This is a genomic window from Jidongwangia harbinensis (genome assembly GCF_020216025.1).
GTDB lineage: Bacteria > Actinomycetota > Actinomycetes > Mycobacteriales > Micromonosporaceae > Actinoplanes > Actinoplanes harbinensis.
This window is the reverse complement of record NZ_JAIWNC010000051.1, coordinates 1-13,761: the sequence shown is the minus strand read 5'-3', so window position 1 is coordinate 13,761 and position 13,761 is coordinate 1. Positions and strand designations below refer to the sequence as shown.

Annotated in this window: 13 protein-coding genes; 5 read left to right on the top strand and 8 right to left on the bottom strand. The window is 70.8% G+C overall.

Going from position 1 to position 13,761, the window contains the following annotated elements; translation table 11 throughout:
* Positions 1–83 precede the first annotated feature (83 nt).
* The gene (gene glpX, locus LDL48_RS38245) at positions 84–1,115 is read left to right on the top strand and encodes a class II fructose-bisphosphatase (protein ID WP_225260063.1); all 1,032 of its coding nucleotides are present in this window, start codon (positions 84–86) and stop codon (positions 1,113–1,115) included.
* On the opposite strand, the gene LDL48_RS38240 is transcribed toward glpX, so the two are convergent.
* From LDL48_RS38240 to phoH2, 4 genes are all read right to left on the bottom strand, one after another.
* Positions 1,116–1,781, bottom strand: a complete 666-nt coding sequence (locus tag LDL48_RS38240) for a rhomboid family intramembrane serine protease (RefSeq protein WP_225260062.1) — start codon at positions 1,779–1,781, stop codon at positions 1,116–1,118.
* A 39-nt stretch (positions 1,782–1,820) separates the two neighbouring features.
* Positions 1,821–2,603 (bottom strand): S1 family peptidase, encoded by a 783-nt coding sequence (locus LDL48_RS38235; protein ID WP_225260061.1) that lies wholly within the window; start codon positions 2,601–2,603, stop codon positions 1,821–1,823.
* Between the two features lie 85 nt (positions 2,604–2,688).
* Positions 2,689–3,405 (bottom strand): aggregation-promoting factor C-terminal-like domain-containing protein, encoded by a 717-nt coding sequence (locus LDL48_RS38230; RefSeq protein WP_225260060.1) that lies wholly within the window; start codon positions 3,403–3,405, stop codon positions 2,689–2,691.
* Positions 3,406–3,594: 189 nt separating this feature from the next.
* Positions 3,595–5,004 carry an RNA 5'-3' helicase PhoH2 gene (phoH2, locus tag LDL48_RS38225; RefSeq protein ID WP_225260059.1) on the bottom strand — a complete coding sequence of 470 codons (1,410 nt, stop codon included), beginning with the start codon at positions 5,002–5,004 and terminating at the stop codon, positions 3,595–3,597.
* 270 nt (positions 5,005–5,274) lie between these two features.
* On the opposite strand from phoH2, the gene otsB reads away from it, so the two are divergent.
* The gene (gene otsB, locus LDL48_RS38220; RefSeq protein ID WP_225260058.1) at positions 5,275–6,081 is read left to right on the top strand and encodes a trehalose-phosphatase; all 807 of its coding nucleotides are present in this window, start codon (positions 5,275–5,277) and stop codon (positions 6,079–6,081) included.
* Positions 6,082–6,084: 3 nt separating this feature from the next.
* On the opposite strand, the gene LDL48_RS38215 is transcribed toward otsB, so the two are convergent.
* The 4 genes from LDL48_RS38215 to LDL48_RS38200 all read right to left on the bottom strand — a co-directional run bounded on the left by LDL48_RS38215 (position 6,085) and on the right by LDL48_RS38200 (position 11,360).
* Entirely contained in the window at positions 6,085–6,855 is a 771-nt protein-coding gene (locus LDL48_RS38215) for an isoprenyl transferase (RefSeq protein WP_225260057.1), read from the bottom strand.
* 31 nt (positions 6,856–6,886) lie between these two features.
* Complete coding sequence (locus tag LDL48_RS38210) at positions 6,887–8,005, bottom strand: NAD(P)/FAD-dependent oxidoreductase (RefSeq protein ID WP_504786604.1); 1,119 nt, start codon at positions 8,003–8,005, stop codon at positions 6,887–6,889.
* Positions 8,006–8,625: 620 nt separating this feature from the next.
* Complete coding sequence (locus LDL48_RS38205) at positions 8,626–9,498, bottom strand: hypothetical protein (RefSeq protein ID WP_225260055.1); 873 nt, start codon at positions 9,496–9,498, stop codon at positions 8,626–8,628.
* 56 nt (positions 9,499–9,554) lie between these two features.
* Positions 9,555–11,360: a phosphoenolpyruvate carboxykinase (GTP) gene (locus LDL48_RS38200; protein WP_225260054.1), complete on the bottom strand. Its 1,806-nt coding sequence runs from the start codon at positions 11,358–11,360 to the stop codon at positions 9,555–9,557.
* Between the two features lie 280 nt (positions 11,361–11,640).
* Here LDL48_RS38200 and LDL48_RS38195 point away from each other — a divergent pair, with 280 nt between their 5' ends.
* From LDL48_RS38195 to LDL48_RS38185, 3 genes are all read left to right on the top strand, one after another.
* Complete coding sequence (locus tag LDL48_RS38195; RefSeq protein ID WP_225260053.1) at positions 11,641–12,399, top strand: sigma-70 family RNA polymerase sigma factor; 759 nt, start codon at positions 11,641–11,643, stop codon at positions 12,397–12,399.
* 52 nt (positions 12,400–12,451) lie between these two features.
* Positions 12,452–12,994, top strand: a complete 543-nt coding sequence (locus LDL48_RS38190; protein WP_225260052.1) for a GtrA family protein — start codon at positions 12,452–12,454, stop codon at positions 12,992–12,994.
* Positions 12,995–13,056: 62 nt separating this feature from the next.
* Complete coding sequence (locus LDL48_RS38185; RefSeq protein ID WP_225260051.1) at positions 13,057–13,638, top strand: GtrA family protein; 582 nt, start codon at positions 13,057–13,059, stop codon at positions 13,636–13,638.
* The last annotated feature ends 123 nt before the right edge of the window (positions 13,639–13,761 follow it).

Below are 13,761 nucleotides of genomic sequence, written 5' to 3'. Positions count from 1 at the left end.
CCATGTCGCTCGGGGCGGGACTTTGTGCCCGGCGCCGTGTGAGGATCAGGTCACCCACACCCGCAGCGTCGCGAGGAGGCCACATGCCCGGTGCCCGGATTCCGCAGGATCTCGACCGCAACATCGCTCTCGATCTGGTCCGTGTCACCGAGGCCGCGGCGATGGCGGCCGGCCGGTGGGTCGGCCGCGGCGACAAGGAGGGCGGCGACGGCGCCGCTGTCGACGCCATGCGCAAGCTGATCAACTCGATCCCGATGCGCGGCGTCGTGGTGATCGGCGAGGGCGAGAAGGACAACGCCCCGATGCTCTACAACGGCGAGCAGGTGGGCGACGGCACCGGACCCGAGGTGGACGTGGCGGTCGACCCGGTGGACGGCACCACGCTGATGAGCAAGGGCATGCCGGGTGCGGTGGCGGTGCTGGCGGTGGCCGAGCGGCACGCGATGTTCGACCCGAGTGCGGTCTTCTACATGGAGAAGATCGCGGTGGGCCCGGACTGCGCCGACGTGATCGACATCAACGCCGGCGCCACCGAGAACCTGCGCCGCATCGCGAAGGCGAAACGGGTCAGCGTGTCCGACGTGACGGTCTGCATCCTGGACCGGCCGCGCCACGCGGCCCTGGTCAAGGAGGTACGCGACACCGGCGCCACGATCCGGTTCATCTCCGACGGCGACATCGCCGGTGCCATCTCCGCGGCGCGCGCCGAGTCGGACGTGGACGTGCTGATGGGCATCGGCGGCACCCCGGAGGGCATCACCGCGGCGTGCGCCCTGAAGTGCCTGGGCGGCATGATCCAGGCGAAGCTGTGGCCGCTGGACGAATCAGAGCGGGAGAAGGCCGTCGCCGGCGGGCACGACCTGGACCGGGTGCTCACCACGGACGACCTGGTGACCGGCGACAACTGCTTCTTCGTGGCCACCGGCGTCACGTCCGGCGACCTGCTCAAGGGCGTCCGCTACCGGTCCAGCGGGGTGCACACCCAGTCGATCGTGATGCGCTCGAAGAGCGGCACGATCCGGGTGATCGACTCCTGGCACCGGCTGGAGAAGCTGGCGATGTACTCGGCGGTCGACTTCGACGGCCACCTGCCCGCGGTGCCGCCACCCTCCTGACTAGTCGCCGTAGAGGTTGGGGCCGGGGTAGAGCGGGGGCGCGGCGGGCGGGCGCCGGCGCCGGAACAGCACGGCCGCCACCATGCCGCCGAGCAGCCCGAGCAGGTGCCCCTGCCAGGACACCGGCTGGTCGGTCGGCAGGATCGTGTAGAGCTGGTACCAGTACAGCAACCCGATGAACGCGGCCACGCCCAGGTTCCACCAGTTGCGCTCGACGAACCCGCGGGCGAACAGCAGGCCCAGGTAGCCGAACACGACGCCGCTGGCGCCGACCACCACGCTCTGCGGGTCGCCGACGAACCACACGCCCAGCCCGCTGACCGCCATGATCAGGGCGGTGGAGTAGAGGAACCGCCTGCTGCCACCGGCCAGGACGAACGTGCCGAGCAGGATCAGCGGGACGCTGTTGCCGTACAGGTGCTCCCAGCCGGCGTGCAGGAACGGGCTGAACAGCACGCCGTCCAGGCCCTCGATCCGGCGCGGGATGATGCCGCCGGCCACGTCCAGGTAGCCGGCGCCCAGGCCGATGTCGAGCACCTCCACCAGGAACAGGAACGGGACGACCGCGCACATCGTGACGAAGGCGCGGCCCAGCGAGGCGTAGAACGCCTCGGTGCCGAACTTCATCGCCGCCTGTTCGCGTGCGTCGTCCAACCCGTAAGCCATGCACCCATGGTTACAGGTCGTGTCCCCAGCGCCAACCGCTCAGCTCAGGCGGCGGGTGGCGATCCGGATCGCCGCGCGGAACGCGGACAGCTGGGTGTAGACGCCCGGGTAGCCGGTGCGGGCACAGCCCAGGCCCCAGCTGACGATGCCGACCTGGGTCCAGCGGCCGCGGCCGTCCTTGCGGACCAGCGGCCCGCCGGAGTCGCCCTGGCAGGTGTCGACGCCGCGGCGTCCGGCGCAGAGCGACTCGTTCTCCACCAGCTGCACGCCGACCGTCCGGTACGCCTTGGCGCAGGCCGCGTCGGACACCATCGGCACGGTCGCGTACCGCAGCCGGCGCTCCTGGCGGACGGCGCCCTCGCTGGTCTGTCCCCAGCCGAGGATGGTGAACGGACCCTTGTCCCCGCCCACGCCGGCCTGGGTGACGTCGAGCGTCGGCAGGTTCAGCGCGCGGTCCAGCCGGATCAGCGCCCAGTCGTCGCCGCGGGTCTCGCTGAGGAAGCCGTCGGCCCGGATCACGGTCACGGACCTGGCCCGGACCGCGCGGCTCGACGTCAGGTCGGTGACTCCGGCGGTGACGGTGATGCTGGTGTCCGGCCCGCTGCCGGCCACGCAGTGCCCGGCGGTCAGCACCACCCGCGGCGCGGTCAGCGCACCGCCACAGCCCATGGACAGCCGCACCATCCAGGGGAACCGGCCCTGCGGTGCCAGGTTGCCGCCGACCACCTCGCGGAGCGGCTGCGCACCGTCTCCGGCCCGGGCCGGTATCTCGCCGACGGACAGCGCCGTGGCGAGGACACCGAGCAGGAGCAAAGAAGCCACTTTACGGACCATATGGACATTTGACCATCGCCGGACCGGGAAAAGGGGGTACGCGCCGAGCGCGTACCCCCTTTGTCCTGCAGTTTTAGTACCAGCCGACGTCCTCGGAATGACCCCAGGCGCCGCACGGCGTGTCGTACCGCCCCTTGATGTAGCCCAGGCCCCACTTGATCTGCGTGGCCGGATTCGTCCGCCAGTCGCTTCCCTCGGAGGCCATCTTGTCGCCGGGCAGCGCCTGCGGGATGCCGTACGCACCGGAGCTGGGGTTCTCGGCCTTGTGGTTCCAGCCGCTCTCCCGCTCCCACAGCTTGTTCAGGCAGGAGAACTGCTCGATGTCGAAACCGGCCTGGATCATCAGCGAGCAGCCGGTCTCCCGGTTGCCACTGAACTCGTTGCAGGACTCCGGCACCGGCCCGGTGTACTCCACCGTGCCACCGCCGCCCGACGAGGACTCGTTCCTGGCCTCCGCGGCCTCCTTGGCCTTCTTCTCGGCGGCCTTCTTCGCGATGACCTTCTTCTCCAGCTTCCGGGCCTTGCCGGCCGCGGCCTTCGCCTCGGTGGCGGCCTTGGCGGCCGCGGCATCCTCCGCCCGGCGCTGCCAGGCCCGGGCCGCCGCGTGCTCGCTGTGCCGCGCCTTCAACAGCACTTCCTCGTTCACCTGCGGCTGGACGGCGCGCTGGGACTGCGAGGTGCGCTGCGGGACCTCGCGGTCCTGCCCGATGTAGACACCACCGATCACGCCCAGAACGAGCAGACCGACCGAGGTGGCACGGATACCGACCCGGCTCCAGAGCCGATTCACGAAGTATCCCTTTCGTTGGGGGCAGGGAACACCCCCAGGTCGATCTTCATCGCCGGGGGGGTTGCGATGACGCTCGCCAGCCACCATGGCGCAACGTGAAGTCGATGTGAAACGGCGGCGTGTCCTTGTGACTTGGATCACGCCGCCGTTGCCTTCAAATCGACACCAAATACCCCTGTGAGCAGGTGATTACTGAGGGATATCCTCCAGTAGATCGGTGACAACTTCAGCAATCGGTGACCGCTCCGAACGGGTGAGCGTCACGTGCGCGAAGATCGGGTGACCCTTCAGCGCCTCGATGACCGCGGCCACCCCGTCGTGCCGTCCGACCCGCAGGTTGTCCCGCTGGGCCACGTCGTGGGTGAGCACCACCCGGGAGCCCTGACCGATGCGGGACAACACGGTGAGCAGCACGTTGCGTTCCAGCGACTGGGCCTCGTCCACGATCACGAACGCGTCGTGCAGGCTCCGGCCGCGGATGTGGGTCAGCGGGAGCACCTCGAGCATGCCGCGCGCCAGCACCTCGTCCATGACGTTCGCGTGCACCACCGCGCCCAGTGTGTCGAACACCGCCTGCGCCCAGGGCGACATCTTCTCCGACTCGCTGCCGGGCAGGTAGCCGAGTTCCTGGCCGCCGACCGCGTACAGCGGACGGAACACCACGACCTTCTTGTGCCGGTTGCGTTCCATGGTGGCCTCGAGCCCCGCGCACAACGCCAGCGCGGACTTGCCGGTGCCGGCCCGGCCGCCCAGCGACACGATCCCGATCGACTCGTCCAGCAGCAGGTCCAACGCGACCCGCTGCTCCGCCGAGCGTCCCCGCAGCCCGAACGCGTCCCGGTCACCGCGTACCAGCTTCACGCTGGAGTCCGGAGTGACCCGCCCCAGCGCCGAGCCGTTCTGCGAATGGATGACCAGGCCGGTGTGGCACGGCAGGTTCTCCACCTCCGCGAGTTCCAGCTCCTCGCCCGCGTACAGCCGGCTGACCTCGTCCTCGGCCAGGGTGAGGTCGGCCATGCCGGTCCAGGTCGGGTCGCTGGCCTGGCCGTGCCGGTACTCGTCCGCCTCCAGGCCCACCGACGCCGCCTTGACCCGCAGCGGCATGTCCTTGCTGACCAGCGTGACCTCGCGGCCCTCCGCGGTGAGCCCGAGCGCCACGGACAGGATCCGGGTGTCGTTGGCGTCGTTGCGGAACCCGTGCGGCAGCACGCTCTGGTCGGCGTGGTTCAGCTCGACCCGCAGCGTGCCGCCCTCGTCGTTGCAGAGCACCGGACGGTCCAGCCGCCCGTACTTGATGCGCAACTCGTCCAGGATCCGCAGCGACTGGCGCGCGAACCAGCCGAGTTCGGGATGGTGGCGCTTGGCCTCCAGCTCGGAGATCACCACAAGCGGTACGACCACCTCGTGGTCGCTGAACCGGCGGAACGCCGCCGGATCGGACAGCAGGACCGAGGTGTCCAGCACGAAGACCCGTCCCGCTGGGGCGGGCTCCGCGTCCGCGTGCCGGTCGCGGGACTTGCGCCCCGTTCCGGCACGGCTGCTGGAGACGTTGGCGGCCGGGTTGTGAGTAGCCCCGGCGTCGGTACGGCGAGATGTCACAGGCCTGCTCCAGCGGGCGTGCAACCCGGTCCGCCCGCGGTCCGCCACCTCCGACGCCCATCTGGTTGCACGGGGTCGGGATGCGGGCCCCGTGGCGCTTCTCTCGCAGGTCCGGGCGGCCGGCTGGCTAGGGATGACCCCTTGCCATGTCTAGAACGCTAGCGGTCAACTGCGACGGGCGGTAGTACAAAGCGGCACGGCGCGCCATCCGGGGACGGTTGAGAACTTCGCGTACCGAAAGTGCTCGCCCGAGCAGGTAGTCTGAAAGCCGTGGCAGAGACTGCACGCCCCACCCATCCGCTGAGTCCCGCGGAGGCGTGGCGCTTCACCGCCGACCATGCGCAGCGCACGACGTTCTTCTTCGATTTCGACGGCGTCCTCTCGCCGGTCACCGACGACCCGGACGCCTCCCAGCCGGTGGAGTCAGTGCTCGGTGTCCTGGAGCAACTGGCCGGCAAGGTGAGCCGGGTCGCGATCGTGTCGGCCCGGCCGGTGAGCTTCCTGCGTTCCCGGTTCGCGTCGCTGTCCCACGTCGACCTGTACGGGCTGTACGGCCTCGAGGTCTGGCACGAGGGCGAAGTGGTGACCGAGCCGGCCGCGCTGCCCTGGGTGCCGGCGATGGCCGACCTGGCCGAGCGCGCCCGCACCGAGCTGCCCGACGCGATCCTGGTGGAGTACAAGCGGCTCTCCGTCGCGCTGCACTACCGGACCGCCCCGCAGCTGGCCGGCACGGTCGACGCCTGGGCACACGAGCAGGCCGAACGCCTCGGCCTGAAGACCCAGGGCGGCCGCATGGTGGCCGAGCTCAAGCCGCCGGTGGACCAGGACAAGGGCATGGTCATCAGCGAGGGCGTGAAGGCGGCCGACTGCGCCTGGTATTTCGGCGACGACATGAGCGACATCAAGGCGTTCGACGCGCTGCGCGCCCGGGAGGCGGTGGAGCCCGACTTCTTCGGCATGTGCGTGGCGGTGGCCAACCCGGAGACCGGTGCCGAGGTGTCCAGCGCCGCCGACCTCACGCTGGCGTCGCCGCAGGCCGTCGCCGAGTTCATCGCCGACGGGATGCGGAGCTTCTAGACGCTAGGCGCCGTACCGGCGTTGCCGGTTGGCGTACGAACGCAGGGCCCGGAGGAAGTCGATCCGGCGGAAGTCCGGCCAGTTGGCGTCGTGGAAGTAGAACTCCGAGTGCGCCGACTGCCACAACAGGAAACCGGACAACCGCTGCTCGCCGCTGGTCCGGATGACCAGGTCGGGATCGGGCTGGCCTCGGGTGTAGAGATGCTCGGCGATGTGCTCGACGTCGAGGATCTCGGCCAGTTCCTCGATGGTGCGGCCGGCCGCGGCGTGCTCGTGCAGCAGCGAACGCACCGCGTCGGCGATCTCGCGCCGGCCGCCGTACCCGACCGCCATGTTGACCTCGACACCCTCGGTGCGGTCCCGGGTCCGCTCCTGCGCCGCCTTCAGCGTGGCCGCGGTGGACGCCGGGAGCACGTCGAGCGCGCCCACCATGCGCAGCCGCCACGGGTTGCCGTCCTCGGCCAGCTCGGTCGCCAGATCCTCGATGATCTGCAGCAACGGCTCCAGCTCGGCGGCCGGGCGGCGCAGGTTGTCGGTGGCCAGCAGGTAGAGCGTGACGTGCTTGATGCCGGCCTGATCGCACCAGGCGAGCAGCTCGGTGACCCGGGCCGCGCCGACCCGGTGGCCGTCGTTGGGGTCGACGTAACCCATCTCACGGGCCCACCGCCGATTGCCGTCACACATGACGCCGACATGCTGCGGCACCGGCTTGCCGGCCAGCTTTCCGGCGAGGCGCCGCTCGTAGAACGCGTAGACCAGGGAACGCAGACTCATCACACCCAGCCTATCGAGCCCCGGGCCCGGCTCAAGGGCCGACCGGGCGCGAGCGGGTCAATTCACCCGCGATGCGTCCGATCGTGCGAAGGTCGAAAACCCCGTCACCCAGCCCCAGAGCCACCATACGGTCGAATACCGCCTGATCCGACCGGGCGGCCCGGACCGCCGCGTCCACCACGGCCGGCCGCTGGGTGAGCCGCGCGGCCAGGCCGGAGTGCCGCAGGTGCCGGCCGAGCCGCCGGTGCAGCGCGGCGGCGTACCGGGCCGCGGCCCGCTCCGGGCCACCCGCGGCGGCCGCGCCGGCCAGCGCACCGGAGAGCACCGCGTAGAAGATGCCCTCGCCGGTGAACGGGTTGATCAGCGACAGCGCGTCCCCGGCCAGCAGCACCCGGTCCCGGCCCGGCGGCGGGCGCCGGGTGGACAACGGCAGGTGGTGGGCGCGCAGGCCGCCCGGTTCGCTGCCCGGTAGCAGGTGGTCCAGCCGCTCCAGCAGGTACGCCCGGCTCAGCGCCCGGCCGCGCCGCACCTCCCCGTACCCCACGTTGGCGGTGCCGTCCCCGATCGGGAACGACCAGGCGTACGCGGGCCAGCGCGCGCTCGTGGTGACGATGTGCTGCTCGGTGTTGTCCGATCGGGCGTACCCCCGGATCGCGACCGCGAGATGCCCGTCCGGGTTGGCCGGATGACCGAGCGCCCGCCGGACCGTCGAATTCGCGCCGTCCGCGCCGATCACCACGTCCGCGGTGCACAGGTCGTCGAGGTGCACCGCCCGCCGCGTGTGCACGCTCCGGACGGTGTGCCGGCGCAGCTCCGCCCCGGCCGCCACCGCCGCCGCCACCAGCCGGGCGTCGAACACCCGCCGCGGCACGGTGTGCGCCGGGCGGGGCAGCGGCCGGGCCACCGCGGAGCCACCCGGACCGACCAGGCGCAGCCGGGCGACCGGCGGGTAGCCGTCGGTGATCCCGGTGACGCCCAGCCCGGCCAGCACGTCGAGCGCCTCGGCCGCGATGCCGTCACCGCACGGCTTGTCCCGGGGGAAGTCGGCGCGGTCGAGCAGGAGCACGCTCGCACCGGCCCGCCGGGCCGCGATCGCGGCCGCGGCACCGGCCGGTCCCGCACCGACCACCGCGACGTCAAAGTGCCCCACGCCCTGATCGTGCGGCGCCCGCCCCCACACGGCAAACGCTCGGCCCCCATCGCCTCCGGGACAGACGCTGCTCGTTGCGGTTTTGCTTCCCGTGAGGTGATCTGAGCAGGATTGCGCTCGGGGAACTGGGGCGGCGGCAGATCTTGGAGCCGGACGCAGATCTTGGAGGCGCTTGGCCGCCAGGAGGGCAGTTTCGCTCCAAGATTTGGCCATGGCTCCAAGATCCGCGAAGGGACCGCCGATCATCTCCCGCTAAATCAACACCAACCGTCGCGCGTGGGCGACCGGGGTGATTGTCCGGTCGGCCGAGGGACCGCCGTGCCGCATGCCAGAGTGGCCGCGGCACATGGCAAGCGGTGCAGCGCCCGCCGTACCACCTCGCTGAGTTCGCCCAGTGGAGCGCTCCACTGGTACGCCGACGTGGTTATGAGCCCTTTCGCGCCACCCTCCAGGCAGGCGTGTAGCGCAACGGCTCGCTGCACGCCGAAACTCGACACGCCGCGCCACCCCCACACGCCTTGTGCAGCAACGGCTCGCTCCGCGCCGGAACTCCACACGCCCCGCTGCCCCGAGTGAGACGGGACGTGCACGACACGCAACCCTCGCGGATGACGAACCGGTCAAACCGCCGCCTGGCCGGCCCGGCGTTCCGCGTCGCCGGCCGGCGTCGCGGAACGGGACGCGCGCCACAACGACCAGAACGTCAACAGCACCGCCGCCACCAACGGCGCCCCGTCGCGGACCAGCCCGTCCAGACCCAGCAGCAGGAAGCACAGCGGCAGGTCGACGACCAGTACCGCGACGCTCACCCAGATCAGCAGCCGCCGCCCGAACGGCCGGCCGCGGAGCAGGAAGATGGTGCTCAGCAGCACGGCATAGCTGGCCGCGACGCCGGCCGCGAACCAGAACAGCACGGCCAGCAGGAACTCCGGCCGCTCGCCCAGCTCGCCGACCGCGACCAGGCAGGGCACCAGGATCAGCGGGCTGTAGGTGAAGGCCGACACCCGGGCGGTCAGCACCCATCCGGCGACCGGTGCCCGCTTCGGCGCCGTCTCCACCAACCCGATGCCGTCGCGGGTGAACACCAGCCGGCGCGGGTGCCGGACCAGGTAACCGCGGACCACGGGATGCCGGTAGAGCAGGACCACGACGGTGACGCAGAGCGCGGTCAGCACCGCGAAGCCGGCCAGTCCCGGCAACGGCGGTGTTCCGGTCCGCGGTACCACCAGCCGGCCGACCGCGAAGACCGTGGTCACGGCCAGGATCAGCCCGAACGCCCGGGCACCGGACCGGCCCCGGCGGACGTGCCGGATCAGGATCAACCAGCCGAGGGTACGCAGCAGCGCCCAGCCGGTCCGGACCGCGAACCCGTATCCGTGCTCCGGCGCGTACCGGTAGTTGAGCACCTCGACCACGACGGTGGCCGCCGCGGTCGCGACCAGCAGCCAGGTCAGCGCGCGCACCGCGCCGGGGCGTGCCTCGCCGTCGGTCATGTACCGGAGCTACCCGGTGCGCGCCCGCCCCAAGCATGCGGGCGGGCGCGCCGTCGTCAGCCGGCGTTCAGCCGGGCCCGCAGCGCGTCCAGCTCGGACCAGAGCACGGCCGGCAGCTTGTCGCCGAACTTGTCGAACCATTCGGTGATCTGCGGCAGTTCGGCCAGCCACTCGGCCCGGTCCACGCGCAGCGCGGCGGCCACGTCGTCCGGTGCGATGTCCAGGCCGGTCAGGTCGAGTGCGTCGGGCGCGGGTACCTGGCCGATCGGGGTCTCCACGGCGGCGCCGGTGCCGTCCAGGCGTTCGCAGATCCATTTGAGCACCCGGGCGTTCTCCCCGAACCCGGGCCACAGGAACCGGCCGTCGTCGCCGCGCCGGAACCAGTTGACGTAGAACACCCTGGGCAGTCCGGCCTCGCCGCCGGCGGCGCCCTTGGCCATGTCGAGCCAGTGCTGGAAGTAGTCGCCGGCGTGGTAGCCGATGAACGGCAGCATCGCCATCGGGTCGCGGCGCACCACGCCGACCCGGCCGGCCGCGGCGGCGGTCGTCTCGGACGACAGGGTGGCGCCCAGGTACACGCCGTGCACCCAGTCCCGCGCCTCGGTGACCAGCGGGACGGTCGTCTTGCGCCGGCCGCCGAACAGGATCGCGTCGATCGGTACGCCGCGCGGGTCGTCGTACTCCGGTGCCAGGATCGGGCACTGGTTGATCGGCGTGCAGAACCGGCTGTTCGGGTGCGACGACGGCGACTCCGACGACGGCGTCCAGTCGTTGCCCCGCCAGTCCGTGAGGTGTTCCGGCGGCGAACCCATGCCCTCCCACCAGATGTCGCCGTCGTCGGTGAGCGCCACGTTGGTGAAGACCGAGTTGCCCCGGGCGAGCGTACGCATCGCATTGGGGTTGGTGTGGAAGTCGGTGCCGGGCGCGACGCCGAACAGGCCGTACTCCGGATTGGTGGCCCACAGCCGGCCGTCGGAGCCGAACCGCATCCAGGCGATGTCGTCGCCGATGGTCTCCACCTTCCAGCCCGGCAGCGTGGGTTCCAGCATGGCCAGGTTGGTCTTGCCGCAGGCCGACGGGAACGCCCCGGCGACGTACCGGACCTGGCCCGCGGGCGAGGTCAACTTCATGATCAGCATGTGTTCGGCGAGCCAGCCCTCGTCCCGGGCGGCCACACTGGCGATGCGCAGCGCGTAGCACTTCTTGCCGAGCAGCGAGTTGCCGCCGTACCCGGAACCGAAGGACCAGATCTCCCGGGTCTCCGGGAAGTGCGAGATGTACTTGGTCTCGTTGCACGGCCAGGGCACGTCGGACTCGCCCGGCGCGAGCGGCGCGCCGACGGAGTGCAGCGCGGGTACGAACGGCGCGTCGTCACCCATCGCCGCCAGCACGGCGGTGCCCATCCGGGTCATGATCCGCATCGACGCCACCACGTACGGGCTGTCGGTCAGTTCCACCCCGAACATCGGGTTCTCGGCGTCCAGCGATCCCATGCAGAACGGGACGACGTACATGGTCCGGCCCCGCATGCTGCCGCGGTACAGCTCGGTCATGGTCGCCTTCATCTCGTCCGGCGCCATCCAGTTGTTCGTGGGCCCGGCGTCGTCCGGGTCGGCCGAGCAGATGAAGGTGCGTTCCTCGACGCGGGCGACGTCACCGGGATCGGTGCGCGCCCAGAACGAGTTCGGCCGCTTCGCCGGGTCCAGGCGCACCAGCGCGCCGCTGTCCACGAGGTCGTCGGTGATCCGGGTCCACTCCTGCTCGGAGCCGTCGCACCAGACCACGCGGTCCGGGTTGGTCCGGGCGGCGACCTCGTCGATCCAGGTCAGGAGGCGTTTGTGGGAGGTGGGGGGAACGGACAAGGCGATCTCCTATCGGTCGACGTTGACCAATGACGGCAGGGCCGGTGGTCCGGCCTGCGTCATGGGAGTGCGCTCAGCGTAAGCCGAGGAAGCGTTCAGTTCAGCGGTACGACCTGTGGACAACCGCACAATCGATGGTCGCCGTGCGTGTTGACGTTCGTTTCTACGGCGCCGGGCGCATCTCCGCGCAGTCCGGATGACCGTCTTTCGCAAAACGGACTAAACGTCATAAGCTTGGCGGCATCGGGCTTTCCTCCCACATCCGGCTCTGGAGGCAGGAATGACGATCCCGGGCAGCGACACGGACACCGATCTCCTGGCCGCGGTGCGGGCCGGCGACACCGCGGCGTACGGAACCCTCTACGAGCGGCACCGGGCGGCGACCCGAAAGCTGGCGTACGCGCTGGCCAGCGACCCGGCCGACGCCGACGACCTGGTGGCCGAGACGTTCGCCAAGGTGTTCGCCACGCTTCGCGCCGGCCGGGGACCGCTGGTCGCGTTCCGGGCGTACCTGCACACCACCATGCGGCACGTCAGCTACCACCGGGCCCGGCGCGACCGCCGCCTCATGTTCACCGACGACCTCTCCCGGTACGACGCCGGCGAACCGTTCCCGGACCCGACGCTGGAACGGCTGGAACGGACGTACGCGGCCCGCGCCTTCCGCCAGCTCCCGCCGCGGTGGCGGGACATCCTGTGGATGACCGAGATCGAGGGCGCCGGGCCCGCCGAGATCGCGCCGCGCCTGGGCCTGACCCCGAACGCGGTCGCCGTGCTGGCCCACCGCGCCCGCGAGGGACTGCGCCGCCTCTACCTTCAGCAGCACGTGGCGACCGCGGTCCGGCCGGACTGCCGGTGGACCGGCGACCACCTCGGCGGGCACCTGCGCGGCCGGCTCGCCCCGCGCGACGCCACCCGGATGCGTACCCACCTGGGCTGGTGCGCCGAGTGCCGGGCCCGGCTCGCGGAGGTCAGCGAGGTGGACGCCATCAGTCACCGTCCGTACCGGCAACGTAACCGGTCGGGGCCGACGGGTTAAGACTCGCCAACGAAAACAGCAGGCCGTGACGGGTGCCGGTACTCTCGGGTCCGTGCCTGCCTCCTCACCGCCGCAGACGACTCTGCGCACCCGGCTGTGGGGGCTCGTTCACGAACTGGGCAAGTTCGGCACGGTCGGTGGCATCTGCTTCCTGATCGACGCGGCCATCTTCAACGTGCTGCTGCAGGCCGACATGGAGACCCTGGCCGCCAAGACCATCTCCACCGCGATCGCCACCACGCTGGCGTTCACCGGCAACCGGTTCTGGACCTGGCGGCACCGCGAACACACCCACATGGGTCGCCAGTACGCGATGTTCTTCCTGCTCAACGCGGTCGGCCTGGGCATCGCCCTGGTCTGCCTGTGGATCAGCCACTACGGTCTCGGCCAGTTCTGGCCGGCGCTGCAGACCCCGCTCGCCGACACCGTGTCCGGCGTGATCATCGGCTCGGCGTTCGGGTCGCTGTTCCGCTTCTGGTCGTACCGCCGCTTCGTCTTCCCGGCCGCCATCGCGGCCGAGCCGATCGTTGCGGAGAGTGCCGGGGACACCGATACCGACGACGTCCCGGCACCGAACATCGTTCCCCGGATGTAACGCCGGAAGCAGCAGCTTCGCGCACCGGAATCCCCCTTGTCCTCTCCCCGTAAGGTTGTCGAATGCCTTCAGCCCGTCTGCTGACGGAACGCCTGCGCCGCCTGGTCCCCGAGGCCTTCGCGTTCGGTGTCATCGGAGCCGCCAACACGCTGCTCTACCTGGCCATCACCTGGGTGGCGCTGCCGATCGGCGCCGTCAAGGCCACCGTCATCGCGACCGTCGTCACGACCACGGTGGCGTACTTCGCCAACCGGTACTGGACGTACCGTCACCACACCAAGACAGCGCTGCGTCGCGAGTACACGCTGTTCTTCGGCTTCAACCTGGTCGGGATGATCATCCAGTCGGGTGCGGTCGCGGTCGCCAAGTACGGCGGCGGCCTGAACGAGAAGGACCACGCCCTCCTGATCATGGTGGTGACGCTGAGTGCCGCGGGCGTCGCCACGATCTTCCGCTTCTGGGCGTACCGGACGTTCGTCTTCCTCAAGCCGCCGGTGGACGGCCACGAGGCCGCGATCGCCGAGATGGACGTGGCCGCCGGCCTGGCCGAGCTGAGCGCCGAGGGACACACCCACGCGCACCACGACCTGGACGCCGAGCTGGCCTCCGAGCTGGACGCCGCCCGCCGGGCCGAGCACCACTAGTGCGCTGACCACGAACGTTCACCGGGTCGGCGACACACCGGTGCACGTGCGCGGGTAGTCGTTGCCGAAGGCTCACTCTCAACGGCGGTGATATTGGCTGTTGAGAGGGAGGTGGCGGGTTGG

Coding starts and splice junctions, on each gene's coding strand:
- glpX (WP_225260063.1), top strand. CDS start 84: ATGCCCGGTGCCCGGATTCCGCAGGATCTCGACCGCAACATCGCTCTC.
- LDL48_RS38240 (WP_225260062.1), bottom strand. CDS start 1,781: ATGGCTTACGGGTTGGACGACGCACGCGAACAGGCGGCGATGAAGTTC.
- LDL48_RS38215 (WP_225260057.1), bottom strand. CDS start 6,855: ATGAGTCTGCGTTCCCTGGTCTACGCGTTCTACGAGCGGCGCCTCGCC.
- LDL48_RS38205 (WP_225260055.1), bottom strand. CDS start 9,498: ATGACCGACGGCGAGGCACGCCCCGGCGCGGTGCGCGCGCTGACCTGG.
- LDL48_RS38195 (WP_225260053.1), top strand. CDS start 11,641: ATGACGATCCCGGGCAGCGACACGGACACCGATCTCCTGGCCGCGGTG.
- LDL48_RS38185 (WP_225260051.1), top strand. CDS start 13,057: ATGCCTTCAGCCCGTCTGCTGACGGAACGCCTGCGCCGCCTGGTCCCC.